General features: G+C 60.0%; 23 protein-coding genes, 2 tRNA genes and 1 pseudogene. 19 read left to right on the top strand and 7 right to left on the bottom strand.

The genetic code is table 11. The annotated features are described in order from the left end of the window. Both VFE81_RS08795 and VFE81_RS08800 read right to left on the bottom strand, forming a co-directional pair. On the bottom strand, positions 1-207 hold a 207-nt coding region (locus tag VFE81_RS08795; RefSeq protein ID WP_325044227.1), incomplete at its 3' end, for a hypothetical protein. Positions 208-878: 671 nt separating this feature from the next. Next, complete coding sequence (locus VFE81_RS08800; protein WP_325044228.1) at positions 879-1,193, bottom strand: transposase; 315 nt, start codon at positions 1,191-1,193, stop codon at positions 879-881. 558 nt (positions 1,194-1,751) lie between these two features. Between VFE81_RS08800 and VFE81_RS08805 the strand changes: the two genes are divergently transcribed. Both VFE81_RS08805 and VFE81_RS08810 read left to right on the top strand, forming a co-directional pair. After that, on the top strand, positions 1,752-2,918 hold the full coding sequence (locus VFE81_RS08805; protein WP_325044229.1) for a porin: 1,167 nt from the start codon (positions 1,752-1,754) through the stop codon (positions 2,916-2,918). A gap of 372 nt (positions 2,919-3,290) precedes the next feature. Next, the gene (locus VFE81_RS08810; RefSeq protein WP_325044230.1) at positions 3,291-4,310 is read left to right on the top strand and encodes an AraC family transcriptional regulator; all 1,020 of its coding nucleotides are present in this window, start codon (positions 3,291-3,293) and stop codon (positions 4,308-4,310) included. A gap of 1 nt (position 4,311) precedes the next feature. Here VFE81_RS08810 and VFE81_RS08815 read toward each other — a convergent pair whose 3' ends face one another. The 3 genes from VFE81_RS08815 to VFE81_RS08825 all read right to left on the bottom strand — a co-directional run bounded on the left by VFE81_RS08815 (position 4,312) and on the right by VFE81_RS08825 (position 8,129). After that, a complete protein-coding gene (locus tag VFE81_RS08815) occupies positions 4,312-5,163 on the bottom strand; it encodes a 3-hydroxybutyryl-CoA dehydrogenase (protein ID WP_325044231.1) in 852 nt (283 codons plus the stop codon). Positions 5,164-5,199: 36 nt separating this feature from the next. Continuing rightward, positions 5,200-6,387 (bottom strand): beta-ketothiolase BktB, encoded by a 1,188-nt coding sequence (gene bktB / locus VFE81_RS08820; RefSeq protein ID WP_325044232.1) that lies wholly within the window; start codon positions 6,385-6,387, stop codon positions 5,200-5,202. Positions 6,388-6,455: 68 nt separating this feature from the next. Beyond that, positions 6,456-8,129: an electron transfer flavoprotein-ubiquinone oxidoreductase gene (locus VFE81_RS08825; RefSeq protein ID WP_325044233.1), complete on the bottom strand. Its 1,674-nt coding sequence runs from the start codon at positions 8,127-8,129 to the stop codon at positions 6,456-6,458. A gap of 188 nt (positions 8,130-8,317) precedes the next feature. Here VFE81_RS08825 and VFE81_RS08830 point away from each other — a divergent pair, with 188 nt between their 5' ends. Both VFE81_RS08830 and VFE81_RS08835 read left to right on the top strand, forming a co-directional pair. Beyond that, positions 8,318-9,094: an SDR family oxidoreductase gene (locus VFE81_RS08830; RefSeq protein ID WP_325044234.1), complete on the top strand. Its 777-nt coding sequence runs from the start codon at positions 8,318-8,320 to the stop codon at positions 9,092-9,094. 244 nt (positions 9,095-9,338) lie between these two features. Beyond that, entirely contained in the window at positions 9,339-9,770 is a 432-nt protein-coding gene (locus VFE81_RS08835) for a thioesterase family protein (RefSeq protein WP_325044235.1), read from the top strand. A 142-nt stretch (positions 9,771-9,912) separates the two neighbouring features. On the opposite strand, the gene VFE81_RS08840 is transcribed toward VFE81_RS08835, so the two are convergent. Continuing rightward, positions 9,913-10,458 carry a LuxR C-terminal-related transcriptional regulator gene (locus VFE81_RS08840; RefSeq protein WP_325044236.1) on the bottom strand — a complete coding sequence of 182 codons (546 nt, stop codon included), beginning with the start codon at positions 10,456-10,458 and terminating at the stop codon, positions 9,913-9,915. 251 nt (positions 10,459-10,709) lie between these two features. On the opposite strand from VFE81_RS08840, the gene VFE81_RS08845 reads away from it, so the two are divergent. The 15 genes from VFE81_RS08845 (at position 10,710) to VFE81_RS08915 (ending at position 24,590) form a co-directional block, all read left to right on the top strand. After that, entirely contained in the window at positions 10,710-11,414 is a 705-nt protein-coding gene (locus VFE81_RS08845) for a CoA transferase subunit A (RefSeq protein ID WP_325044237.1), read from the top strand. Positions 11,415-11,416: 2 nt separating this feature from the next. Continuing rightward, positions 11,417-12,058: a CoA transferase subunit B gene (locus tag VFE81_RS08850; RefSeq protein ID WP_325044238.1), complete on the top strand. Its 642-nt coding sequence runs from the start codon at positions 11,417-11,419 to the stop codon at positions 12,056-12,058. Between the two features lie 262 nt (positions 12,059-12,320). Next, entirely contained in the window at positions 12,321-13,232 is a 912-nt protein-coding gene (locus tag VFE81_RS08855; protein ID WP_325044239.1) for an alpha/beta hydrolase, read from the top strand. 94 nt (positions 13,233-13,326) lie between these two features. Next, the gene (locus VFE81_RS08860; RefSeq protein WP_325044240.1) at positions 13,327-13,680 is read left to right on the top strand and encodes a RidA family protein; all 354 of its coding nucleotides are present in this window, start codon (positions 13,327-13,329) and stop codon (positions 13,678-13,680) included. 63 nt (positions 13,681-13,743) lie between these two features. Next, positions 13,744-15,987, top strand: coding sequence for a bifunctional (p)ppGpp synthetase/guanosine-3',5'-bis(diphosphate) 3'-pyrophosphohydrolase (locus tag VFE81_RS08865; protein ID WP_325044241.1), 2,244 nt, complete (start codon positions 13,744-13,746; stop codon positions 15,985-15,987). 130 nt (positions 15,988-16,117) lie between these two features. Next, positions 16,118-16,194: transfer RNA gene (locus VFE81_RS08870), tRNA-Val, on the top strand. Between the two features lie 250 nt (positions 16,195-16,444). Beyond that, positions 16,445-18,352: a threonine--tRNA ligase gene (gene thrS / locus VFE81_RS08875; protein ID WP_325044242.1), complete on the top strand. Its 1,908-nt coding sequence runs from the start codon at positions 16,445-16,447 to the stop codon at positions 18,350-18,352. 49 nt (positions 18,353-18,401) lie between these two features. Next, entirely contained in the window at positions 18,402-18,926 is a 525-nt protein-coding gene (infC, locus tag VFE81_RS08880) for a translation initiation factor IF-3 (RefSeq protein ID WP_325044246.1), read from the top strand. 248 nt (positions 18,927-19,174) lie between these two features. After that, the gene (gene rpmI / locus VFE81_RS08885; protein WP_097389908.1) at positions 19,175-19,372 is read left to right on the top strand and encodes a 50S ribosomal protein L35; all 198 of its coding nucleotides are present in this window, start codon (positions 19,175-19,177) and stop codon (positions 19,370-19,372) included. Between the two features lie 29 nt (positions 19,373-19,401). Then, entirely contained in the window at positions 19,402-19,761 is a 360-nt protein-coding gene (rplT, locus tag VFE81_RS08890) for a 50S ribosomal protein L20 (RefSeq protein ID WP_006052502.1), read from the top strand. 157 nt (positions 19,762-19,918) lie between these two features. Then, positions 19,919-20,932, top strand: coding sequence for a phenylalanine--tRNA ligase subunit alpha (gene pheS / locus VFE81_RS08895; RefSeq protein ID WP_035546916.1), 1,014 nt, complete (start codon positions 19,919-19,921; stop codon positions 20,930-20,932). 148 nt (positions 20,933-21,080) lie between these two features. Next, positions 21,081-23,516 (top strand): phenylalanine--tRNA ligase subunit beta, encoded by a 2,436-nt coding sequence (pheT, locus tag VFE81_RS08900; protein WP_325044243.1) that lies wholly within the window; start codon positions 21,081-21,083, stop codon positions 23,514-23,516. Between the two features lie 69 nt (positions 23,517-23,585). Further along, entirely contained in the window at positions 23,586-23,996 is a 411-nt protein-coding gene (locus VFE81_RS08905) for an integration host factor subunit alpha (protein ID WP_325044244.1), read from the top strand. 46 nt (positions 23,997-24,042) lie between these two features. After that, positions 24,043-24,450 (top strand): MerR family transcriptional regulator, encoded by a 408-nt coding sequence (locus VFE81_RS08910; RefSeq protein WP_325044245.1) that lies wholly within the window; start codon positions 24,043-24,045, stop codon positions 24,448-24,450. Positions 24,451-24,513: 63 nt separating this feature from the next. Next, a tRNA-Pro gene (locus VFE81_RS08915) sits at positions 24,514-24,590 on the top strand. Positions 24,591-24,805: 215 nt separating this feature from the next. Here the strand turns inward: VFE81_RS08915 and VFE81_RS08920 are convergent. Further along, a pseudogene (locus VFE81_RS08920) lies at positions 24,806-25,433 on the bottom strand (YidE/YbjL duplication); the annotation flags it as partial.

Consider the following 25,433-nt stretch of genomic DNA (forward strand, 5'->3'; position numbering starts at 1 on the left):
ATAGAGTCGTTGTGCGCGTCTGTACTTGGCAGCGACGATCTCCGGCACCGCCGGATCCAATGACCGCGCAAGGATGAATTCGCGCCACGCAGCGAAGTCGTCGAACGTCGGCATGGCGCCAGGATAGCCGGGCATCGGCCACGGCAAAATCAAGGGAACACCCGCTCTACCGGTGTCAAACGCCGACAGATCCGGCCAGTCAGTCATGGACGCACATTGTCTTGAGTTCCTTCTGCGCGGTGCCTCTGGATTTCATCGCCTGCCACGGATAATCTCACCACAGACTTTTTCTGATCCACGGGCAGCCCAAGATTAGTAAGCTTGTTGGTGCCGCAAGAGGACCCAAACCTCAGAGAGTCCTGTTGTTGTAGTTGAGCCACATCTCATCGCATTATCCAGTTCCATCGAGATCCATGGTGCGCCATGGTCTTTTACTCTCTTCAAAGTGGTACATAAAACGGTACATTCGGTTTTTACACGTCTTTTAATTTCAATAAAAACAGATAGTTATATAGTTACTTCGGAGCCTCTCCTGGGCACCAACAGTTGTTCCGGTGTAAGCCGAAGAAGTCCGAGAAACCCCGTAAGATCAAAATCTTACGGGGTTTTTTGTTCTCTACAGATCCCTTGCGTTCCACTGACAGACTGCATCGAAGAATCAACCTACGTTTTCGTTGACCGATCACAAACACTGAGAATTTGAGGACAATTTCTGCGGGGATGCCGTAATCGATACTGTCAGGCACTTTCCAACGAAATCCTGGCAGAGCTTGCAGAAGCCGTGATCTTCACTCCGCCCACGCCTTCGGCCAAAAACATGCAACACATGCTGCAACCGCCGTGAGCGAAACGCAGTGGCCAGCTTCAATGCGTACTTTTCAAGGCGAACAGAAGCCTGAACTCCTTCGCGAAATAGACCGTCGCTTTTTAAAAATGTCGCGTTCCATCGTGACCGTCGCCAGCTCTCGCTTGACCCGCGCCAATTCCGCTTCCAGCTCGCTCTGCGGCTTTTGCGTCTCGCCTACTTTCGCCAGAGTCCCTTTGCGCTCAGCAACAACCCGGGCACCCAGCGTTTTAACCGACAAAGATAATCGGCCCCCAGCTTCCCGCTGCGATCGCCCATCGACAAGAACCAGCTTCACCGCCTGCTCGCGAAACTCCTTCGTGTAGCTGCCCTTCGGTACTCGATTCATCTGATCTCCGTTTCGCTCATTCTACGAAACATTGATCTCCACTTTCTTCACCCTACCTCACTCGACTGACGACGTGTTGCAGTGGCGCGAGCCTGCAGTTGCCTCATGCAATCCGGGCATGGCTGGCATTAAATTTCCATGTGTCAGGCGCAGCGACCTGTCTTACATTCACTCCGACGCCGTCCAGCACGAACTTGACTTGTCGTGACGATCCACGCGACCCGATGGAGCGTTCCAGCGAAGCGTCAGTCACGACCAGGACTTGAGCGAATTTAATCCGCCCCCGGATTATCGGGTTGCTGACGAGGAAATTCGTCGGCACTTGGTGTTTGACCGGATAGAGGGTCCGGCAGATCTGTCCGCTGATCTCAGCGAGACGAATCCACACCAGGCTGGCGTAGGCAATCTGACTCCGAGGGACAAGCGCCGCGCGGCACCGGTAGCGCGCGATCCCGGTCAGTTGTTTGCCCTCGCGATAAAAAACTGCTCGAGCTTCCGGCGTAGGTCACACGCGTCTTGAGTGGCCTAAGAAACTATAAAACTTATGTAGGAGACAACATGAAGTTGAAAATTACGGGTGCGGCTGCACTTCTCGCATTCGCGGCAGTATCCGCACACGCGCAATCGTCGGTCACGCTTTACGGAGTGCTTGACACTGGCATTCTCTGGCAGACGACCAATGCGGCGACCTTCGTGCCGAACGCCGCGCTAAACCGGAACCGGGGTTCCCGTGTGTCCCTTAACGAAGGTGGCAGTATGTTCGGCCTGCAGGGAACCGAGGACCTTGGTGACGGATACAAGGCCAACTTCAAGCTTCAGGCGTCATTCTCCCTCACCAACGGCAGGTCGGGGCTGGCTGATACGCCCGGCGCATCCTCGATGTTCACCCAGGTCACGACGGTCGGCCTGCAGGGCCCATTCGGCAAGATCGACTTCGGTCGTCAGTATGCGCCGATGGCGTACGCGCTGCGCGACACAGACGTGCGCTCTGCGCAGTACTTCGGCAGTGTGATGACCGCGTGGACGACCATGAACACGGTGGCGGGATGGCCGGGCAACAGCACCAACCTCGCGGTCGGCGCGCTGTACGACGATAATGCGATTGTCTACAATTCGCCGTCGTTCCATGGCCTGTCGGTCGCGCTAGAGTATGCGCCCGGCGGCGTGGCCGGACGGCTCCAGGGCGGCACACGCGAGTCGGCCGTTCTCAAGTACTCGAACTACGGCCTGAATGCCGCCGCTGTCTACTACAGCGCGCATGACACGAATCCGTACCAATATCCGAACGTGGCGACGGCGGTTCCGGCTACCGGCCAGAATAACAACCGCTTCGTTTATTTCGGTGCGAAGTACACATGGCACGGCGTCTCGGTGTCCGGTTCGTTCAGCAACGGACGCAACCCGGCGAACGAGAACACTGGGGCGCCGGGTGGTGCATCGGGCGATATAAATATGTGGACCGGTGGCCTCGGCTACCGCTTCACTCCTGCGTTCGACGTCACGTCAGGTGTCTACTACCTGAAGGACCAAAAACACAATCAGAACCAGTCGACCCTCTACGTGATCGGCCTCAACTACAGTCTGTCGAAGGCCACGCTGACCTACGCCGATATCGGCTACGTTTCCAATCGTGGCGCCATGAACCAGGAACTTCAATACGGAGCGCCGGTGGCTCCCGGACGGAATACGACGGCTGCGACGCTTGGTCTGCGTCACACGTTCTGATCGCCACCGGCTGGTTGCTGATGAGACACTTATAGCGACGCCCGGCGGGACCCGGTCGCTCCGATGAGCTCGCACGCCGCGCAAAAACAGCCATTGGCTGCACGAATAGCGCGGCAACTAGCCTGACACGCGCCAATTCGAGCTCCCCTAACCAGACCGCCGCCGTTACCGAATACGATCGCGCACACCAAACATACGGTCAACCTGGTGCACGATCTTTCTCCTCTCTCTTAGCTGCGGGCTTTCTCAGTTGCCATTTCACCGACGCTCTCTGAACGTACAGAGCGTATCATCGCAATCCACGGCACCGCCATCTTCTATGAAACAAACCCTATCTCCATCATGCAGGAACCACTGGAAGCCACCGTCTCCATGTCCGTTGTCCATGGATTTCTCTCCGGTGTTGATCGAGCGACGATGACGCAGTTCGCCGAACGCTCGGGCATCGCGCCCGAGTTGCTGTCGCAACCCGGCGCCCGTGTCACGCAGGAGCAGTTTTCGACGCTGTACCGTTTGCTCGCGATGGAACTCGATGACGAGATGCCCGGCATCTTCAGCCGTCCGCTACGCAACGGCTTGCTGAAGTATCTGTGCCTGAGCCTGCTCGACGCCGGCAAGCTCGAAGTCGCACTCAACCGCTTCGGCCAGTTTTTCCACCTGATCCTCGACGATTTTCGGCTGCAGATCCGGCGCGATGCTCAATTCGGCTATGTGGAGATGGGGGTCGATCCGAACGGCCCGCCCGTGAGTCCGCTGGGTCGGGAATTGATGCTGAAGCTCGTGCACGGCGTGGCATCCTGGCTGATCTGGCAAAAAATTCCCCTTGCCGAAGTGTCGTTCGATTTCCCACGCCCGGCCCAGGCTGGGGACCATCTCTATCTGTTTCCCGGGCCGATCCGCTTCGGCGCAGCCGGAACCGGTATCGCCTTCGACGCCGCCCTGCTGGATCTGCCCATCCGGCAACGCAAGTCCGACCTGAACACCTTCCTTGCGCGGGCGCCTGAAGACTGGATCTTCGTCTCCTTTGGCGCGCAGATGATGTGCCACCGCGTCCGCCAGCATGTTGCCGATTCCCTGCCAGAGATCCCAACCATCGAGGATGTCGCGCTCGAACTGCACCATTCCGTGCGCACGCTGTGCCGTCGGCTCGTTGCGGAGGGCACCAATTTTCAGTCGATCAAGGACGAGGTGCGCCGCGACATCGCGATTCAGAAACTCACGCGCTCTCAGGATGCCATTGCGTCGATCGCCTTCGATGTGGGCTTCGATAGTGCCTCCGCGTTTCATCGCGCGTTCCGGCACTGGACCGGCAGCACGCCGAACGCTTACCGAACGACGGTTTCAACCAGTCATGCCGAAGCGCCCGGGCATGCCGGCGCGATCAAGGCCTGATCTAACCATACTGGTAGACGCCTCGCCGCGTTTTCCGTCCGAGTTGCCCCGCGGCCACGTATTCCCGCAGCAACGGCGAAGCGCGATATTTCGAGTCGCGGAAGTCGTTGAAGAGTACGTCGAGCACCGACAGGCACACGTCCAGACCGATCAGATCCGCAAGGGCCAACGGACCAATCGGATGATTCGCACCGAGACGCATGCCGGTATCGATTTCCTCCGCCGTGGCAACGCCCTCGGCGAGTACGAAGAAGGCCTCGTTGATCATCGGCACGAGAATCCGGTTGACCACGAAGCCCGGCGAGTTCTTCACACCGATGGGCGACTTGTCGAGCCGCACGCTCAGCTCACGAACCGCTTCCGCGGTATCGGCGCTAGTCTGCAAACCCCGAATGATTTCCACCAGCGCGAGGAGCGGCACCGGATTGAAGAAATGCATGCCGATGAAGCGCGACGGGTCGGCCAGCGTCGCACCGAGCGTGGTGATCGAAATCGACGACGTGTTCGACGCAATGATCGCATCGGGCCGCACCACGGCTTCGATCTGCCGCAGGATACGGGTTTTCAGTTCGCCATTTTCCGTGGCCGCTTCGATCACGATATCGACGTCGGCGAAACGCTGATAGTCGGTCGATGTTTCGATGCGGGCGAGCGCCTTGTCACGGGCGGTTACGTCGATTTTTCCTTTGGATACGAGACGTTCGAGACTGCCCGTCAAGGTCGCCATGCCGGCGCCCAGCGCTTTCTCGTGAAGATCGATCATGATCGTCTTAAGTCCGGCCATAGCAATCGTCTGGGCGATCCCGTTGCCCATCGTGCCCGCACCGACGATCCCTACCGTTTCGATTTTCATCACCATTTTCTTACTCCCCGGTGCAATGCACCGCGTTTACTGAAGATTCTCGAACACTGCGGCAATGCCCTGTCCGCCACCAATACACATCGTCACCAACGCGTAGCGGCCGTTGACGCGCTGCAGTTCGTAGAGCGCTTTCACAGTAATCAATGCACCTGTAGCGCCGATCGGATGCCCGAGAGAAATCCCCGATCCGTTCGGATTGACCTTGGCCGGGTCGAACTGCAATTCCTGGCTGACTGCACAAGCTTGCGCAGCGAAAGCTTCGTTCGCTTCGATCACGTCGAGATCGCCAATACGCAGACCGGCGCGTTGCAGCGCGATGCGCGTCGCCGGAACCGGACCGATCCCCATGTAGCGGGGATCCACACCGGCATGCGCATATGACACCAGACGCGCCAGCGGCTTCAGTCCACGTTGCTGCGCGGTTTCGCTCGTCATCAGCAGGACGGCAGCAGCGGCATCGTTGATGCTCGAAGCGTTTCCGGCTGTGACGGTGCCAGCGCTCTTCTGGAACGCGGGACGAAGCTGTGCAAGTTCGTTCGGATCGAGTTGATGACGCACGTTCTCGTCGGTATCGAACACGATCTCCGTGCCTTTAACCTTGCGCGCTATCGGGAGGATCTGCGCCTTGAAGCGCCCTTCCGTGATCGCCTGAGCAGCCCGGCGATGGGATTCCACCGCCAGCGCGTCCTGTTGCTCGCGGGCGATGCCGTATCTCACCGCGACGTTCTCGGCAGTGATGCCCATGTGCATCGCGTAGAACGGATCGTTCAAAGCGCCGAGCATCATGTCGATCAGGCGCGTATCGCCCATCCTCGCACCGAAGCGCGCATCGGGCGTGATGTACGGCGCGCGGCTCATGTTTTCCGCGCCGCCGCCAATGGCGATGTCCGCATCGCCGAGCAAGATGGTTTGCGCGGCGGAGATGATCGCCTGCAAGCCCGAACCGCACAGACGGTTCACGGTGAAGGCCGGTGTTGCCTCCGGGACACCGCCGTTGAGCGCAGCGACGCGCGCCAGATACAAGTCCTTCGGCTCCGTTGCAATGACATTGCCGAACACGACATGACCAACCTGATCTCCTTCGACACCGGCACGCGCCAGCACGTCCCGCACCACGAGCGAGCCGAGTTCGGTCGGCGGCACGTCTTTCAGGCTTCCACCGAACTTGCCAATGGCAGTGCGCACTCCGCTCACTACGACGACGTCTCTCCGCATCTCAATCTCCTCGAGTTGAATCGCGCGACCGAACTGCCTTGCAGCGAGTCCGCATCGCAATTCAAAGTTCACATATTCGGATAGTTAGGCCCACCGCCGCCCTCAGGCGTCACCCAGACGATGTTCTGCGTCGGGTCCTTGATGTCGCAGGTTTTGCAGTGCACGCAGTTCTGCGCATTGATCACCAGACGCTCGCTGCCGTCGTCGTTCTTCACGAACTCATACACCGCGGCCGGGCAATAACGCGATTCCGGACCGGCATAGGTCTGCCAGTTCACATTCACCGGCACTGAAGGATCTTTCAGCGTCAGGTGAGCCGGCTGGTTCTCTTCATGGTTAGTGTTCGAAATGAACACCGAAGAGAGCCGGTCGAACGTCAGCTTGCCGTCCGGCTTCGGATACACGATCTGCTTGCATTGCGATGCCGGTTTCAGCATCTCGTGGTCCGAGTGCTGGTGATGCAGCGTCCAGGGCACGTTGCCGCCCAGCAGTTTCTGCTCGACGCCGACCATCAAGGTACCGAGGTACAGGCCCTTGCTCATCCACTGCTTGAAGTTGCGCGCACGGTGCAGTTCCGTATGCAGCCACGAGGTCTTGAACGACTCCGGATAGGCCGTCAGTTCATCGCTGGTGCGTCCTGCCTGCACGGCTTCAAAAGCAGCCTCAGCTGCCAGCATGCCAGTCTTGATTGCCGCATGCGAACCCTTGATCCGCGACGCGTTCAGGAAGCCGGCATCGTCACCCACCAGCGCACCGCCCGGAAACACCAGCTTCGGCAGCGACAGCAGGCCGCCCGCGGTGATCGCCCGTGCGCCGTACGACACCCGCTTGCCGCCTTCGAGCACCGCGCGGATCGCCGGATGCGTCTTGTAGCGCTGGAATTCCTCGAACGGTGACAGATACGGGTTCGTATAACCGAGGCCGACCACGAAGCCCACCACCACCTGGTTGTTGTCCATGTGATAGAGGAACGAGCCGCCGTACGTGTCGTTCTCCAGCGGCCAGCCGGCCGTGTGCATCACCAGACCCGGCTTGTGCTTCGCCGGATCGATTTCCCACAGTTCCTTGATGCCGATACCGTAGACCTGCGGATCGACGCCTTCGCGCAGCCTGAATTTGTCGTTCAACTGGCGGCCCAGATGCCCGCGCGCGCCTTCGCAGAACAGCGTGTACTTCGCGTGCAGCTCCATGCCGAGCTGGAAGTTCTCGGTCGGCTCGCCGTCCTTGCCGATGCCCAGATTGCCGGTGGCGACACCTTTGACCGAGCCGTCGTCGTTATACAGAATCTCGGCAGCCGGAAAGCCCGGGAAAATCTCGACGCCCGCCGCTTCGGCCTGCTGACCCAGCCAGCGCGTGACGTTCGCGAGGCTGATCACGTAGTTGCCGTGGTTCTTGAAGTTCTCCGGCAGCGCCCAGGTCGGCACGCTCTTCGAACCGGTTTCCGTGAGGAACAGGAATTTGTCTTCGGTCACGTCCACCGTCAGCGGCGCACCTTTTTCCTTCCAGTCCGGAATCAGTTCGGTGATGGCGCGCGGATCCATGACCGCGCCCGACAGGATATGAGCCCCGATCTCCGAGCCTTTTTCGAGTACGCACACGCCAATCTCGACGCCTTTTTCAGCCGCCAGCTGCTTCAGACGGATCGCCGCGGACAGGCCAGCCGGGCCGCCGCCGACAATCACGACGTCGTATTCCATCGACTCGCGCGGACCGTACTGCTCAATGAGACTTGCGGGGGTCATTGATGCTCCTCTTACCGTTAGAATGCTTTTTTCGGGATCGTATTGTGGGCGATGGTCTCCGCCACTGCAACCCGATGAGCAGAGATTAGCACGATCGTTCTATTTCTATGATACGGTATGACCCGCAGTAACGGTCCTACCGCACCTGTCAACCGCGTCTGTAACAACAACCGAACAAGGGAACGACAATGGGCCGTTCGATCAATCTGGAAGGCAAGGTCGCGCTGATCACCGGCGCCTCAAGCGGGTTGGGAAAGCGCTTTGCTCAGGTATTGTCGCAGGCTGGCGCCAAGGTCGTCCTGGCAAGCCGCCGCACCGAGCGCCTGAAGGAATTGCGCGCCGAGATCGAAGCCTCCGGCGGCGCGGCCCACGTTGTCTCGCTCGATGTCACGGATTACCAGAGCATCAAGTCGGCCGTTGCTCACGCGGAAACCGAGGCGGGCACGATCGACATTCTGGTGAACAATTCAGGCGTGTCGACCACGCAGAAGCTCTCAGAAGTCACGCCGGCCGACTTCGAATACGTGTTCGACACTAACACGCGCGGCGCTTTCTTCGTTGCCCAGGAAGTCGCCAAGCGCATGATCATGCGCGGCAATAGCGCGCAGAAACCGTCATACCGGATCATCAATATCGCGTCGATGGCGGGCTTGCGGGTGTTGCCGCAGATCGGTCTGTACTCGATGAGCAAGGCTGCCGTCGTCCATATGACGAAAGCCATGGCGCTGGAGTGGGGTAGGCACGGCATCAACGTGAATGCCATCTGCCCGGGCTATATCGATACAGAGATCAATCATCATCACTGGTCGACCGAGCAGGGGCAGAAGCTGGTGTCGTTGCTGCCGCGCCATCGCGTCGGCAAGCCGGAGGATCTGGACGGGCTGTTGCTGTTGCTGGCGGCCGACGAATCGCAGTTCATCAATGGCTCAGTGATTGCCGCCGACGATGGGTTCGGGCTCGCCTGAACGCGGCCTTGGGGGCGCCGTTGGGGCGCTCTATGCAACGCTTGCGCCGCTGTCGCGAGGCTTTGCCGCGCTTCATACCGGTGCCGCCTCGGACTACCGCCGCATCGGATTAGCCCGCTGTCGAAGAAACTGTTTTACGGGCGCGGATCTTCTGCCGAAAGAATGCCCGCGTTATCTTGTTTGCCATTCCTACGCCGGCCTACTCGCCGGTTTCACCCTTGTTTCAACCCCTTAAAGACGTACGATGAACGATTTTCACGCAGTTTTTGAGATGTCGATGCCGATCCGCTGGGGCGACATGGACGCATTCGGCCATGTGAACAACACAGTCTATTTCCGTTACATGGAGCAGGTACGGATTTCCTGGTTCGAACAACTGGGACTGGCCGGCAGCAACGCCGACGGGCAGGGGCCGGTGATCGTCAATGCGTCGATGGAGTTTCTCAAGCAGTTGCACTATCCCGGCGATGTAATCGGCCGGATGTCCGTAGCTACGCCCGGCCGCAGCAGCTTTGATACCGGATTCGAGCTCGTGCGCGCCGACGAGCCGGACACCGTCTATGCCCGTGGCGCTGCGCGTTGTGTGTGGATCGACTACGCCGCTGGCAAGTCGGTACCGGTTCCGGATATGTTGCGCGCGACCATCGAGCGCGCGGCGCTGGTCAAGGCGGCGTAGCAGCAACTTTGCGTCAAATCCGCAGCGTGAGTTAGCGTCGTGCGCGTTACGGGTGGCCTCAGCGCCGGTTTTTCAGCGCCGGGCTTCATGCCCGAGCCGTCAAAGCCGAGCCGTCAAAGCCGAGGAGCCAAAGTCCGAGCCCTCAGTGCCCGAGCAAACGCTGCAAGAGCTCGGTCGCGTTCCCTGTATCGTATTTGCGCATCAGCCGCGCGCGGTAGACATCGACCGTGCGCGGGCTGATATCCAGCACCCGCCCGATCTGCTTGCTGGTTTTGCCCGTCACCAGTTGCGCGGCGATTTCGCGCTCGCGCGGCGTCAATTCGACCGCTACGCGCCGCGTCGCGCTCAAATCCTCGAACGTCCACACACCGGCTGCATGCGGGTCGGTGCGTTGCTGCGCGCGGCCTGTGACGTGGCACCAGAACAATTCTCCGTTAGCACGCTTCATGATCCGGTCGTCGGCGTAGCTGCCTTGCGCGGTCATGATCGGCGGAATTCGCGCGCCGATCCGCTCGAATTCATCCGTCGACGGATAAAGTATCTGGAACGACTGGCCGAGCAGCGCCTCGCGCGTGCAGCCGAATATCGACGCCAGCTCGTCGTTGCAGTCGTCGATGATCCGTTCGCGCGACAGCACGAGTCCGATCGGGGCAAGGTGAAACGCAGTTTGGTAATCCAGTGCGGGCATGGGTTGGTGGCAAGTACTTATGTATTTTTGCGTATTGTGCCGCATGGCGCGCCCAGCGTACTCTTTCGGGCATATCACAACGCGGCGAAGCGTCCGCAGCAGGCGTAGGCGCCACACAGGGCAACCTGAGCGCATGGCCTGCCGCGGATGACTAGAATGATGTGTCGGGCGTTTGCCCGCTGAGCGTCATATCGACGTCGCAACGATCCGGCGTACCAGTTTCGGATTTCCATAAAGGAAGGGACATACTGATGAACAAGGTCTATCCAGGCGCCGCCGAGGCGCTGAAAGACATCGTCAAGGACGGGCAGACGTTTGCCGTCGGCGGCTTCGGGCTGTGCGGCATTCCCGAGGCGCTGATCGCGGCGCTGCGCGATTCGAAGGTGCAGGGCATCACCTGTATCAGCAACAACGCGGGCGTCGACGGTTTCGGCCTCGGTCTGTTGCTCGAAACGCGCCAGGTCAAGAAGATGATTTCGTCGTACGTGGGCGAGAACAAGGAGTTCGAACGCCAGTATCTGGCCGGCGAACTCGAACTGGAATTCACGCCGCAAGGCACGCTCGCCGAGAAGCTACGCGCCGGCGGCTCGGGCATTCCGGCGTTCTTCACGAACACCGGCTACGGCACACTGATCGCCGAGGGCAAAGAAACCCGCCGGTTCGGCGAAAACCACTACGTGCTCGAACATTCGCTGACGGCCGACGTCGCGTTGGTCAAGGCATGGAAGGCCGACAAATCGGGCAACCTCATCTATCGCCGCACCGCGCGCAACTTCAACCCGATGTGCGCGATGGCCGGCAAGATTACCGTCGTGGAAGTCGAGGAAATCGTTGAAGTGGGCGAACTCGATCCGGATGCGATCCATACGCCGGGCATTTTCGTGCAGCGCATTGTGCTCAATGCGAATCCGGAAAAACGTATTGAACAACGCGTCGTCCGCGCGAAAGGAGACTGATCATGGCATGGACTCGTGACGAAATGGCCGCACGCGCGGCGAAGGAATTGCAGGACGGTTTCTACGTGAACCTCGGCATCGGCTTGCCGACGCTGGTGGCGAACCACGTGCCGGCGGGCGTCGAGGTGTGGCTGCAGTCGGAGAACGGCCTGCTCGGCATCGGCCCGTCGCCGACCGAAGAAGAAGTGGATGCCGATCTGATCAACGCCGGCAAGCAAACGGTGACCACGCTGCCGGGTTCGTCGATTTTCTCGTCGGCGGATTCGTTCGCGATGATTCGCGGCGGCCACATCAACCTGGCGATCCTGGGCGCAATGCAGATCAGCAAGAAGGGCGATCTGGCCAACTGGATGATCCCGGGCAAGATGATCAAGGGAATGGGCGGCGCGATGGATCTGGTTGCGGGCGTCAAGCGCGTGGTCGTGCTGATGGAGCACGTCGCGAAGGGCGACCAGCACAAGATCCTCGAAGAATGCACGTTGCCGCTGACAGGCGTGGGCGTGGTCGATCAGATCATCACCGACCTCGGCGTGATCGAAGTCACGGAAGACGGTCTGAAGGTGACCGAACTGGCGCCTGGCGTCAGCGTCGAGGAAATCAAGGCGAAGACGGGCGCGCCGCTCGATGTGAGCGCGGTGAGCTGAAGGGCTTTGTGAGCCGGCTGCGGCTTTGGTCTGTATGACCGGCAGGCGGCGGCGAGGCAGCATCTGGAGCGGGCGAGGCGTGAGTCTCGCCCGCTTTGTTTTGGTGCGCCGGGTGTTCGTTTTGCGCAGTCCCAGTCTGTCCTAGGCCGTTTGGCCGATCCTTGCCGCGCGGCAAAGCGGTTTACAATCTTTCGAAGATTGAACGCTTATTGATCCCTGCAGTACCCGGGCCGAATTCGCAGCGTTTTTGCAAGGAACCCAGATGACCGAAACGTCCGCTTCCACCGCCGTGCGGCCCGTGCCGCGCCAACGTTATGTGCAGTGCGCGAGCGCCGGTGGCTTGCATCGGATCGCCTACACCGAGTGGGGCGACCCGGCGAACCCGCGGGTGCTGCTGTGCGTGCACGGCTTGACGCGCTCGGGGCGCGATTTCGACCGCCTCGCGGCGGAATTCGCCGGCACTTATCGCGTCGTGTGTCCGGATGTGGCGGGGCGGGGCTTGTCATCCTGGCTCGCGAACCCCAACTTTTATAGCGTGCCGCAGTACGTCGCCGACATGGTCACGCTGATCGCGCGCCTGAACGTCGAAACGGTCGACTGGTTCGGCACCTCAATGGGCGGTCTGATCGGGCTGGCACTTGCCGGCCTGCCCGAAACGCCGATCCGCAAAATGTTGTTGAACGACGTCGGTCCCTATCTGGAGCCCGCGGCCGTGCAGCGCATCGGTGATTACCTCGGCAAGCCCGTGCGTTTCGAAACGCTGCAGCAGGGCATCGATTACGCCGCGCTGCTTGCACAAACCTTCGGTCCGCTCACGCCAGAGGAGTGGCGCGAGATCAATACGCCGCTTTTGCACGAGCAGGATGGCGCATGGTTGCTCCGGTACGACCCCCGGATTGCACAGCCGTTTGCCGCGACGACCGAAGAGGCGGTCAAACTTGGCGAGGCCGCGCTGTGGCATTCGCTGGCTGCGTTTCAGGGGCCTGTGCTGGTGGTGCGCGGCGAGCAATCCGATCTGCTCTCGCGTGAGACCGTCGCGAAGATGGTCGAGACCGGGCGTGCTGTATCGAGCGCGGAGATCGCGGGCGTAGGACATGCGCCGACGTTTCTGTCGGCCGATCAGATCGACCTCGCGATGCAGTTCTTTATCGGTCCAGCCGCCAACGCGTCATAATATATAGTTCCGCGCGGCGTCCGTAAGCCTTGAGCGAGCGGGCGCAATGCGAAACGCATCTTCGATCAATTTTTAACCAACCTCAGGATTCTTCATGGCAGTCATTCGTCATCACGTCGGCAAGCGCCTCTCGGAAATCGCCGTGCACAACGGCACCGTGTACCTCGCGGGCCAGATTGCCGAAGACGATGATCAGGACATCACGGGCCAGACGCGCGAAGTGCTGGGCCATATCGACCGTCTGCTGGGCGAAGTGAATAGCGACAAGTCGCAGTTGCTGTCCGTGCAGATCTACATCTCGGACATGGTGCACTTCGCCGGCATGAACGCGGTGTGGGACGAGTGGGTCGCACAAGGCGACACGCCGCCGCGCGCCACCGTGGAAGCGAAGCTCGCAAATCCGAAGTGCCTCGTCGAAGTCGTCGTGGTCGCGGCGCAGCGCGCTTAAGCCTGGCCTCGCAGTTGTTGTTGAAATTCCGTTGATCCGTATGGCCCGGTGGGCCACCGCACCATGACTACCGAAATCGTTACGAGCACCCCGACACCCATCCCTTCTTTCGACGAAGCGATGGCGTTCGTGCGCGAACATGCGGGCGACGTGCGGCTCTCATCGGGTGAGTTGCTGGCGGATCATGCGGCGGGTACGGCGTCGATCATGCGCACGCTGAACGTCGATCCGCCGGCTGTGCTGGCGGCGGCCTTGTTTGCACTGACGCCGCATCTGCAAGACCCGGAGCGCGTGATCGCCGATAACTTCGGTGAAGAAGTCGCGCAACTGGTCGGCGACGTGCGCAAGTTGCTGCGCCTGGGTACGGTGAGCTTGCGCGCCGCGCAGAATGCCATGCCTGAAGCGGGGCGCGATGCGCAGGCCGCACGCCGCGCGCAGGTCGAGGCGCTGCGCAAGATGCTGCTCGCATTCGCGCAAGATATTCGCGTCGTGCTGATACGGCTCGCGTCGCGCTTGCAATCGCTGCGTTATTACGCGGCGGCGAAAGTCACGCCGTCGCCTGATGTCGCGCGCGAGACGCTCGATATTTACGCGCCACTCGCCAACCGTCTGGGCATCTGGCAACTGAAATGGGAGCTCGAGGATCTCGCGCTCCGCTTCGAAGAGCCGGTCACTTATAAACGCATCGCCAAGCTGCTCGACGAGAAGCGCGTGGAGCGCGAGAGTTATGTTGCGCAGGCGATCGAGCGGTTGCAGCAGGAGTTGGCTGCGGCGAATGTAGAGGCCGAAGTCAGCGGCCGGCCCAAGCATATCTACAGCATCTGGCGCAAGATGCGCGGCAAGGATCTGGATTTCGCCGAACTGTATGACGTGCGCGCGTTTCGCGTAATCGTGCCGGACATCAAGGATTGCTACACCGTGCTCGGTATCGTGCACAACCTGTGGCAGCCGGTGCCGAAAGAGTTCGACGACTACATCTCGCGGCCGAAGCCGAACGGCTATAAATCGCTGCACACGGTCGTGATCGGCGACGACGGGCGCGCGTTCGAAGTGCAAATCCGTACGCAGGAAATGCATCAGTTCGCCGAATACGGCGTGGCGGCGCACTGGCGTTATAAGGAAGCGGGCACGCGTGGTTACGGCGGCCAGTTCAGCGCTAATGAGAAGTATGACGAGAAGATCGCGTGGTTGCGTCAACTGCTCGCGTGGAAAGACGAAGTCTCGGAAGGCGAGCACGGCGAGAAGCGCGCGGCGCAGCCATGGGAGCAACTGCGGCAGGCTACGCTCGACGACGACCACATCTACGTGCTCACGCCGCAAGCGCGCGTGATTCCGCTACCGCACGGCGCGACCCCGGTGGACTTTGCGTATCACCTGCATAGCGAACTGGGGCACCGCTGCCGCGGCGCGCGTGTCGACGGCGCGATGGTGCCACTCAACACGCAGTTGCAGAACGGTCAGACGGTCGAGATCGTCGCGGTGAAAGAGGGCGGTCCGTCGCGTGACTGGCTCAACCCGCAACTCGGGTATCTGCAGAGCCATCGGGCGCGACAGAAAGTGCGCGCGTGGTTCAACGCGGTCGAAGTGCAGGAGCACATCGCGAGCGGCCGTGCGATGGTCGAAAAGACCCTGCAGCGCGAGGGCAAGACGTCGGTCAATCTCGATCAGCTCGCTACCAAGCTTGGCTTCAAGGCCACCGACGACCTGTTCTCGGTAGTCGGCAAGGAAGAGTTCAGTCTGCGGCTCGTCGAGCAGGCGCTGCACGATGCACCGCCGCCCGAGCCTGTAGTCGAAGCGCCGGAACAGTTCGAGAAGCGCAGTAGCGGCGCGAGCGTCGCACGCGGGGCTTCCACGGGTGTGCTGGTGGTTGGCGTCGACGCCTTGCTCACGCAGCTCGCGCGCTGCTGCCGGCCCGCACCACCTGACGACATCAGCGGGTTTGTCACGCGCGGCAAGGGCATGTCGATTCACCGCAGCGATTGCCCGACCTTCCTGCGCATGGCCGATCGCGCGCCGGAGCGTGTGTTGCAAACCGCATGGTCGGCAGATGTCATGAGCGGCCGCGGGCAATCGGTCTATCCCGTCGACCTCAGCATTGAGGCAACGGATCGGCAAGGGCTGCTGCGGGATATCTCCGAAGTTTTCGCGCGCGAGAAAGTGAATGTGATCGGCGTGAAGACGCAGTCGCGTCGTAACGCCGCATTCATGCAATTCACTGTCGAGGTATCGAGCGCCGCGCAAATTCAGCGCGCGTGTACGTTGCTTGGTGAAGTAACGGGCGTGGTGCGCGCTTCACGCAAGAATTGAAGCTCGGGCGAGAGGGCGGGGCGCCAGCAGATATCGGTTAGACATGCTCGAGCGTGTGAGTAGAAATTTAAAGTCTGTGCATAAAAGTACTTGCCAAGCGGTATGGCGCTCCATATAATCTCGTTTCTTCAGGCTCGTAGCTCAGCTGGTTAGAGCACCACCTTGACATGGTGGGGGTCGTTGGTTCGAGTCCAATCGAGCCTACCAACGAAAGAGAAATTCCGGTTTTGCCGGGGTTTCGCAAACTGCAGTAAGCGCCTCGGCGCAAAAAGGCGAGTAGGGTATGACACCGCGAACGTTGACCGAAACTACTTCGGAGCGACGCTAGTCGAGGACCACTTTCGCCAATGTAGTTTGCAGGAAATGTGAATGCGGCCCCTCGAAAGCGGGGCCGCATTTTTTTTGGCTTATTTGATGGTTGTATGTGCCGCCGCCGGTCGGCACCACGGAGAACGCAATGGTTTCGATACGTCTGCCTGACGGTTCTGTTCGACAGTACGAGCATCCGGTGACCGTCGCCGAAGTGGCCGCCTCGATCGGCCCCGGCCTCGCGAAGGCCGCGCTCGGCGGCAAGATCGACGGTGAACTGGTCGACACGTCCACGCTGATCGATCACGACGTGGCGCTTGCCATCGTCACCGAGAAAGACGCCGACGGTCTCGACATCATTCGTCATTCCACGGCGCACTTGCTCGCGTACGCGGTGAAGGATCTGTTCCCGGAAGCGCAAGTCACGATCGGTCCGGTGATCGACAATGGCTTCTACTACGACTTCGCATACAGCCGTCCCTTCACGCCCGAAGATCTCGAGAAGATCGAGAAGCGCATGCAGGAACTCGCGAAGAAAGACGAGCCGGTTTCGCGCCGCGTGGTGTCGCGCGACGAAGCCGTGGATTACTTCAAGAGCATCGGCGAAAAGTACAAGGCCGAGATCATCGAATCGATTCCTGCCAGCGACGAAATCAGGCTGTACTCGCACGGTAGCTTCACCGATCTGTGCCGCGGCCCGCACGTGCCGTCTACCGGTAAGCTGAAGGTCTTCAAGCTGATGAAGCTTGCAGGCGCCTATTGGCGCGGCGATTCGAAGAACGAGCAGTTGCAGCGCATCTACGGTACGGCCTGGACCAAGAAGGAAGACCAGGACGCGTATCTGCACATGCTCGAAGAGGCGGAAAAGCGCGACCACCGCAAGCTCGGCAAGCAACTCGATCTTTTCCACATGCAAGACGAGTCGCCGGGCATGGTGTTCTGGCATCCGCGTGGCTGGACGCTATGGCAGCAGGTCGAGCAGTACATGCGCCGCCGCGTGAACGACGCCGGCTACCTCGAGATCAAGACGCCGATGATCATGGACCGCTCGCTCTGGGAGGCGTCGGGGCACTGGCAGAACTATCGTGAAAACATGTTCACGACCGAATCGGAAAAGCGCGATTACGCGATCAAGCCGATGAACTGCCCGGGTCACGTACAGGTGTTCAACCACGGTCTGCGCTCGTATCGCGATCTGCCGCTGCGTTACGCGGAGTTCGGTTCGTGCCACCGCAATGAATCGTCGGGCTCGCTGCATGGCCTGATGCGTGTGCGTGGCTTCGTGCAGGACGATGCGCACATATTCTGTACCGAAGACCAGTTCATCAGCGAATCGATTGCGTTCAACACGCTGGCGATGAGCGTCTATAAGGATTTCGGCTTCGACAACGTCGAGATCAAGCTGTCGCTGCGCCCGGATTCACGTGCCGGCACCGATGAGACGTGGGATCGTGCGGAGCAGGGTCTGCGCGACGCACTGACGGCTTGCGGCGTGACGTGGGAAGAGCTGCAGGGTGAGGGTGCGTTCTATGGCCCGAAGGTCGAATACCACATCAAGGACGCCCTCGGCCGCTCGTGGCAGTGCGGCACCTTGCAGCTCGATATGGTGCTGCCGGAGCGCCTGGGCGCTGAATACGTCGCCGAAGACAATGGCCGTCGCCGCCCGATCATGCTGCACCGGGCAATTGTCGGATCAATGGAGCGCTTTCTTGGTATTCTGATCGAGCACCATGCTGGTGCAATGCCGTCGTGGCTCGCGCCCATGCAGGTTGTGGTGATGAATATCGCGGAAAATCAGACCGAATATGCACAGTCGCTAGCCCAATCGTTGCAAAAACAAGGGGTTAGAGTAGAGGCCGATTTGCGCAACGAGAAGATTAGCTATAAAATACGGGAGCACACGCTAGAAAAGGTGCCGTACCTGCTCGTGGTCGGCGACAAAGAGCGTGAAGCCCAAACGGTAGCCGTGCGTGCCCGTGGTGGTGTCGATCTGGGCGTAATGCCTCTCGATACCTTCATTGAGCGTCTGCGCCAGGACGTGCAGTCGTTCAACTGAGCCACTTGGCAGCCCGGCTCGTTTTTTTAATTTTTAGAGGAAACGTAACATCGCTACTGATAAGTCTGCGCACCGCATCAACGGTGAGATTACAGCACCCGAGGTGCGTCTGGTCGGAGTCGAGAACGAACCGCTCGGCATCGTGAAACTCGCTGATGCGTTCCGGATGTCGGAACAGCAAGACGTGGATCTGGTCGAAATCGCTCCGCAAGCGGTCCCTCCGGTCTGCCGTTTGATGGACTACGGCAAGTTCAAGTACTCGGAAGCGAAAAAGCAGCACGAGGCCAAGCTGAAGCAGAAGGTCGTCCAGGTCAAGGAAGTTAAATTCCGCCCGGGTACCGATGACGGCGATTACAACGTCAAGCTGCGCAACCTCATCCGCTTCCTCGACGACGGCGACAAGACGAAAATCACGTTGCGTTTCCGTGGCCGCGAAATGGCTCACCAGGAAATCGGTATGCGCGTGCTTGAGCGCCTGCGCACGGACCTTGACGAAGTCGGTCAGGTCGAGCAGATGCCGAAAATGGAAGGTCGCCAGATGATCATGGTGATCGCTCCGAAGAAAAAGAAGTAAGCGGCTGGAGCTGCGGCGCGCCGTATGGTGCGCGCTCCGGTTGTTAAAGATTGAAACGATGCTGTACCGGATGTCCGGCGCGGTATCGGCAGGTTTCGGATCGGTGCCTATGCAAATGGGTGCCGTTTCCTGAAAAGCGGCTGCCGGCAGTAGCGGCGGTCTGCATACCAAGTGGAATGGGTTTCGAAGGGCGGGTAATGGCCATCTGGCCGACCGCACACCCATATCCATCTAATAATGGAGTTGTCATGCCGAAGATGAAGACCAAGAAGAGTGCTGCAAAGCGCTTCGTGGTGCGTCCGGGCGGTACCGTCAAGCGCGGTCAAGCCTTCAAGCGCCACATTCTTACCAAGAAGACCACCAAGAACAAACGCCATTTGCGCGGTTCGACGTCAGTTCATGAAGCAGATATGAACTCCGTGCGCGCAATGCTGCCGTTCGCTTAACCCTTAACCGAAACTCATAGGAGCGAAATATGCCTCGAGTAAAACGTGGGGTTACCGCACGGGCCCGTCACAAGAAGATCATCAAGCTGGCCAAGGGTTACCGCGGCCGTCGCAATAACGTCTATCGCATCGCCAAGCAGGCGGTCATGCGCGCAGGCCAATACGCCTACCGCGATCGCCGCAACAAGAAGCGTGTGTTCCGTGCATTGTGGATCACGCGTATCAACGCGGCGGTGCGTCAGCACGACATGACGTACAGCGTGTTCATCAACGGCCTGAAGAAGGCTTCGATCGAACTCGACCGCAAGGTGCTGGCCGACATGGCTGTGTTCGACAAGGCTGCTTTTGCTGCGATCGTTCAGCAGGTGAAAGCCGCCGTTGCAGCCTGATTGCGCTTTGGGCAATTAAACTGCGTGGTTCGTTGCAGCGAACATCCGGTAGTCTCGGTGACGCTGCGGCAAAAACGGGGCTCCTCACCGAGCCCCGTTTTTGTTGGTAGAGCCAGTTTTGCTTCGATAGAACACTGACGTTGAAATGATGGGATCAATGGATCTGGACCAGATTGTCGCCGACGCGCAAAAAGCCTTCGCAGAAGCCTCTGACGTCACCACCCTCGAGAACGAGAAAGCGCGCTTTCTCGGCAAATCGGGTGCGCTGACCGAGCTATTGAAGGGCCTTGGCAAGCTCGATCCCGAAACGCGCAAGACCGAAGGCGCACGGATCAACCTCGTCAAGCAACAAGTGGAAGCCGCGTTGACGGCCCGCCGTCAGGCGCTGGCCGACGCGTTGCTGAACCAGCGCCTCGCCGCTGAAGCCATCGACGTCACGCTGCCCGGCCGCGGCACTGGTGCAGGCAGCCTGCATCCGGTGATGCGCACGTGGGAGCGCGTCGAACAGATTTTCCGGTCGATCGGATTCGACGTGGCCGACGGCCCCGAAATCGAAACCGACTGGTACAACTTCACCTCGCTGAACAGCCCGGAAAACCATCCGGCGCGTTCAATGCAGGATACCTTCTACGTCGACGGCAAAGATGCCGACGGCCGTCAACTGCTGCTGCGCACGCACACCAGCCCGATGCAGGTGCGCTACGCCCGTACCAACACGCCGCCGATCAAGGTGATCGTGCCGGGCCGCACGTATCGTGTGGACAGCGACGCAACGCATTCGCCAATGTTCAATCAGGTCGAAGGCCTGTGGATCGACGAGAACATCAGCTTCGCGGACCTGAAGGGCGTCTATACCGACTTCCTCAAGAAATTCTTCGAGCGCGACGACATTCTCGTGCGCTTTCGTCCGTCGTATTTTCCGTTCACCGAACCGTCGGCTGAAATCGACATGCTGTTCGAAACGGGCAAGAACGCCGGCAAGTGGCTCGAAATTTCGGGCTCCGGCCAGGTTCACCCCACGGTGATCCGTAACATGGGCCTCGACCCCGAGCGTTACATCGGTTTTGCTTTCGGCAGCGGCCTTGAGCGACTCACGATGTTGCGTTATGGCGTGCAAGACCTGCGTCTGTTCTTTGAAAACGACCTGCGTTTCCTGCGTCAATTCGCGTGAACTGGCGCGTACGAACGCGACAAGCATAGAGCGCGGCACTGCACGCAGTGCGTGCCGCCAGCAGCGTCCCCGGCAGTGCAGTGCCCAGTGAATCCAATGAGCCTCCTGCCGGACGTGGACCTAACCTGATCAGAACGTACACAGAACCATGCAATTCCCGGAATCCTGGCTGAGAACCTTTGTCGACCCGCAACTGACGACCGATGAGCTGTCGCACGCGTTGACGATGGCGGGTCTCGAAGTCGAAGACCTGCGGCCGGCCGCGCCGCCGACCTCGAAGATCGTCGTCGGCCAGGTGCTGGAAGTCGTCAAGCACCCGGACGCAGACAAGCTCAACGTGTGTCAGGTCGACGCCGGCACGGGCGCCACGCTGAACATCGTGTGCGGTGCGCCGAATGTCGCGCCGGGCATCAAGGTGCCGGTTGCACTGGTTGGCGCGCAACTGCCGCCGGCCGAAGAGGGCGGCACGCCGTTCGCGATCAAGCTCTCGAAGCTGCGCGGCGTGGAAAGCCAGGGCATGCTGTGCTCGGCACGCGAACTGAAGCTCTCGGAAGATCATAGCGGCCTGATGATCCTGCCGGAAGATACGCCGATCGGCCAGGACATCCGCGAAACGCTCAATCTCGACGACACCGTTTTCGAAATCAAGCTGACGCCGAACAAGGCGGACTGCCTGTCGGTGTTCGGCGTGGCGCGTGAGACCTCGGCCATCACCGGCGCGCCGCTGCGCCCGCTCGAGATCAAGCCGGTCGAAGTGAAGCTGAACGAAACGTTGCCCGTCAAAATCTCGGCGCCCGATTTGTGCGGCCGTTTTTCCGGCCGCGTGATTCGCGGCGTGAATGCGCGCGCGAAGTCGCCGCAATGGATGGTGCAGCGTCTGGAGCGTTCGGGTCAGCGCAGCATTTCCGCGCTCGTCGACATCTCGAACTATGTGATGCTCGAGCTTGGCCGTCCCTCGCACGTGTTCGATCTGGACAAGATCCACGGCGGCATGGACGTGCGCTGGGGCCGCAAGGGCGAAACGCTCAAGCTGCTGAACGGCAACACCGTCGAACTCGATGAAACCGTCGGCGTGATTGCCGACGAACAGCACATCGAAAGTCTCGCCGGCATCATGGGCGGCGACAGTACGGCCGTCACGCTCGACACCACCAACATCTATCTCGAAGCCGCGTTCTGGTGGCCCGATAGCATTCGGGGCCGCTCGCGCAAGTACAACTTCTCGACCGATGCAGGCCATCGTTTCGAGCGCGGCGTCGATTACGCGACGACCGTCGACCATATCGAACGCATCACGCAACTGATCCTCGATATCTGCGGCGGCGAAGCCGGCCCGGTCGACGATCAAACCGTCAACGTGCCGAAGCATGAGCCGGTGAAGATGCGGGTCTCGCGTGCGAATCGCATTATCGGCATCAAGATCGATGCGGACGAAATCGCGCAGATTTTCACGCGCCTCGGCCTCACCTTCGAACGCGAGGGCGATACGTTCTCGGTGATGCCGCCGTCGTACCGCTTCGATATCGAAATCGAAGAAGACCTGATCGAAGAAGTCGCGCGTATCTACGGCTTCGAAAAAATCCCGGCACGTCCGCCGGTCGCGACCAGCGAAATGCTGCCGACCAACGAAACGCAGCGCTCGATTCACGTGATCCGTCACGCGCTCGCCGCGCGCGACTACGCGGAAACGGTCAATTTCAGTTTCGTGGACGCCGAGTGGGAGTCGGACTTCGCCGGCAATGACAAGCCGGTACGTCTGTTGAATCCGATTGCGAGCCAGTTGTCGGTGATGCGCACCACGCTGTTCGGCAGCCTGATCAACGTGCTGCGCACGAATCTGAACCGTCGCGCGGCCGATCGCGTGCGCGTGTTCGAAGCCGGCTGCGTTTTCCTGCACGATCCGTCGATCAAGGCAGGCGAGCTGACGGTGGAAGGTTTCGCGCAGCCGAAGATGATCGGCGGCCTTGCCTACGGTCCTGCGCTCGAAGAGCAGTGGGGCGCGCAAACTCGCGCGGTCGACTATTTCGACGTGAAGGGCGATCTGGAAGCCGTGCTCGCGCCGGCTGTGGCGCGTTTTGTGAAAACGGAGCATCCGGCATTGCATCCGGGCCGCAGCGCGCGTATTGAACTGAATGGCCGCGCAGTGGGCTGGATTGGCGAATTGCATCCGCGCTGGATGCAGAAATATGATTTGCCGCATGCGCCGATTCTGTTTGAAATCGAAGCAGAAGCATTAATGCAGCGCGTATTGCCGACTCCGGCGGAGGTGTCTAAATTCCCGCCGGTGCGTCGCGATATTGCGGTGGTCGTCGATCAGAAAATCGAGGTGCAGGCGCTGCTGGACGAGCTCCAGAAGGCTCAGTCCGAAGAGGCCTGCAGGACTGTCCAGAAGGTTGTGCTTTTCGACGAATTCCGTCCAAAATCAAACACTTCCGGTGGTCTGGCTGCTCACGAGAAAAGCCTTGCGTTCCGTGTGACCTTGCAAGATACTGGCGGGACCCTTCAGGATGAAACGGTCGATCTGGCCATTCAAACTCTGGTGGAACGTCTGGCTCGAGTATATGGCGCACGGTTGCGTGGATAACCCGCATTTAACATTTGCACGGCATTTTTTCGCAACCCCCGTTTTTGCTTGGCGCGCCATTTGATAGATATGAATGAAATGAACTCGAGTGATTTCGAAGCCCTTCTTACGGCGCAACGCAGCGCCATGATTCGCGATATTCCGACATCACCCGCGGCCGTTTCCCCCGAAACGCCGACGCTTACCAAGGCTGAACTTGCCGAGTTGCTGTTCGACAATGTCGGGCTCAACAAGCGGGAAGCGAAAGACATGGTCGAAGCGTTCTTCGAGGTGATCCGCGATGCGCTGGAGAGTGGCGACAGCGTGAAGCTGTCGGGGTTCGGCAACTTTCAGTTGCGCGACAAGCCCCAGCGTCCCGGCAGAAACCCGAAGACCGGCGAGGCGATTCCAATCGCCGCGCGCCGCGTTGTGACGTTCCATGCAAGTCAAAAGCTGAAAGCGCTGGTCGAAAACGGCGCTGAAGCGAGCTTCGCGCGCTGATCGATTGGCGCGTTCCTGCGCAACCCACCACGACGGCTAACTGACGATGACAGCGACGATCGAAAAAGTCGTCTTGCCTCCGATTCCGGCGAAGCGCTACTTCACGATTGGTGAGGTCAGCGAACTATGCGGTGTGAAACCGCATGTGCTGCGCTATTGGGAACAGGAATTCACGCAGTTGAGGCCGGTCAAGCGGCGCGGCAATCGCCGGTACTACCAGCATCACGAGGTGCTGTTGATCCGGCGGATTCGTGAGTTGCTGTATGAGCAGGGTTTCACGATCAACGGTGCGCGCAATCGGCTTGATTCACATGGCGGTGGCGCGCATGGCGCACCGGCAGATCTGGTCGAGGAAGGCGAGGACACAGCGGCGCGGGCAGCAGCGACGCCTGCGGTGGACGTCGACCAGTTGCGCAAGGAATTGCTGCATGTGATCGACATGTTGGGCCACTAGTTTGCATTGTTAGCGCGGGGCGGTTCTAATCGCTTGAAGTGTCTGTTATAATTATTTGCTGTTCGGGGCGTAGCGCAGCCTGGTAGCGCACACGCCTGGGGGGCGTGTGGTCGGAGGTTCAAATCCTCTCGCCCCGACCAAAGAAATCAAGGCCTTATGGATGTACTTCCATAAGGCCTTTTTCTATTTCCGGTTCGGTCCGGCTTCGTGTTCTGGCCAGCGCTAATCGATCATGACTTACGGATGTCCCGCGTGCGTGCGCGCCTGACGCAGACCGCCACCGTCCAACTCATCACCGCGACGCCGTCGATCTAATTTAGGCTAGCGCTCCCGATTGCGTCTGTACTCTCGCTGCTCACCACAACCCCGGCATGACATCCACAAACAATATCTTCACGATCGTCATAGCCGGAAAGATCATGGCGTAACCGATGTCCGGCTTGTCGGTCGGCGTGAGCTTGTTGGCAAAGGCAAGAATCGCCGGATTACCGCATGCGCCGGCAACGATACCCGCCACTTCGTCGTACGGCAGCCGGAACACCAGCAGACCCAGAATCAGTATCGGCACGGTCAACGCGAGCAACACGATTGCGCCGAGGCCGAGCATCAGCAGTCCGGTCTGTGAGATCGTCGCGGCGAATTTCGGCCCCGATGCCATACCCACTTGAGCAAGAAATATCGTCAGCCCCAAATTGCGCAACACGAGGTTGGCGGGCAGCGGCATCGTCCAGTTGACGCCGCCAGTGCGGCGCAGCTTGCCGAGCACCAGCGCCACGATCAAAACTCCGCACAAGCCAGGCGCGAGTTTGCCCAAACCGGGCAGTGGAATCTGGATCGCGCCGACCAGAAACCCCAGCGCCATTCCCAGACCGACCGAAATGTAGCTGAACTCGGCCGTGCCCTTGATCGAATCGCCGAAGAAACTCCGCAATGCCGGAAACGTCGCGCGCTGTGTCAGCAGCCCGACACGATCGCCGTATTCG

The organism is Paraburkholderia sp., assembly GCF_035656215.1.
Taxonomy (GTDB): domain Bacteria; phylum Pseudomonadota; class Gammaproteobacteria; order Burkholderiales; family Burkholderiaceae; genus Paraburkholderia.

Bases quoted from the DNA above. Each gene is read 5' to 3' on its own strand.
- rplT (WP_006052502.1), top strand. From the start codon at position 19,402: ATGCCTCGAGTAAAACGTGGGGTTACCGCACGGGCCCGTCACAAGAAG.
- rpmI (WP_097389908.1), top strand. From the start codon at position 19,175: ATGCCGAAGATGAAGACCAAGAAGAGTGCTGCAAAGCGCTTCGTGGTG.
- VFE81_RS08835 (WP_325044235.1), top strand. From the start codon at position 9,339: ATGAACGATTTTCACGCAGTTTTTGAGATGTCGATGCCGATCCGCTGG.
- VFE81_RS08810 (WP_325044230.1), top strand. From the start codon at position 3,291: ATGTCCGTTGTCCATGGATTTCTCTCCGGTGTTGATCGAGCGACGATG.
- VFE81_RS08865 (WP_325044241.1), top strand. From the start codon at position 13,744: ATGACTACCGAAATCGTTACGAGCACCCCGACACCCATCCCTTCTTTC.
- VFE81_RS08815 (WP_325044231.1), bottom strand. From the start codon at position 5,163: ATGAAAATCGAAACGGTAGGGATCGTCGGTGCGGGCACGATGGGCAAC.
- VFE81_RS08840 (WP_325044236.1), bottom strand. From the start codon at position 10,458: ATGCCCGCACTGGATTACCAAACTGCGTTTCACCTTGCCCCGATCGGA.
- thrS (WP_325044242.1), top strand. From the start codon at position 16,445: ATGGTTTCGATACGTCTGCCTGACGGTTCTGTTCGACAGTACGAGCAT.
- VFE81_RS08850 (WP_325044238.1), top strand. From the start codon at position 11,417: ATGGCATGGACTCGTGACGAAATGGCCGCACGCGCGGCGAAGGAATTG.
- VFE81_RS08825 (WP_325044233.1), bottom strand. From the start codon at position 8,129: ATGACCCCCGCAAGTCTCATTGAGCAGTACGGTCCGCGCGAGTCGATG.
- VFE81_RS08805 (WP_325044229.1), top strand. From the start codon at position 1,752: ATGAAGTTGAAAATTACGGGTGCGGCTGCACTTCTCGCATTCGCGGCA.
- VFE81_RS08845 (WP_325044237.1), top strand. From the start codon at position 10,710: ATGAACAAGGTCTATCCAGGCGCCGCCGAGGCGCTGAAAGACATCGTC.
- VFE81_RS08800 (WP_325044228.1), bottom strand. From the start codon at position 1,193: ATGAATCGAGTACCGAAGGGCAGCTACACGAAGGAGTTTCGCGAGCAG.
- VFE81_RS08860 (WP_325044240.1), top strand. From the start codon at position 13,327: ATGGCAGTCATTCGTCATCACGTCGGCAAGCGCCTCTCGGAAATCGCC.
- pheS (WP_035546916.1), top strand. From the start codon at position 19,919: ATGGATCTGGACCAGATTGTCGCCGACGCGCAAAAAGCCTTCGCAGAA.
- VFE81_RS08830 (WP_325044234.1), top strand. From the start codon at position 8,318: ATGGGCCGTTCGATCAATCTGGAAGGCAAGGTCGCGCTGATCACCGGC.
- bktB (WP_325044232.1), bottom strand. From the start codon at position 6,387: ATGCGGAGAGACGTCGTCGTAGTGAGCGGAGTGCGCACTGCCATTGGC.
- VFE81_RS08905 (WP_325044244.1), top strand. From the start codon at position 23,586: ATGAATGAAATGAACTCGAGTGATTTCGAAGCCCTTCTTACGGCGCAA.
- VFE81_RS08910 (WP_325044245.1), top strand. From the start codon at position 24,043: ATGACAGCGACGATCGAAAAAGTCGTCTTGCCTCCGATTCCGGCGAAG.
- pheT (WP_325044243.1), top strand. From the start codon at position 21,081: ATGCAATTCCCGGAATCCTGGCTGAGAACCTTTGTCGACCCGCAACTG.
- VFE81_RS08855 (WP_325044239.1), top strand. From the start codon at position 12,321: ATGACCGAAACGTCCGCTTCCACCGCCGTGCGGCCCGTGCCGCGCCAA.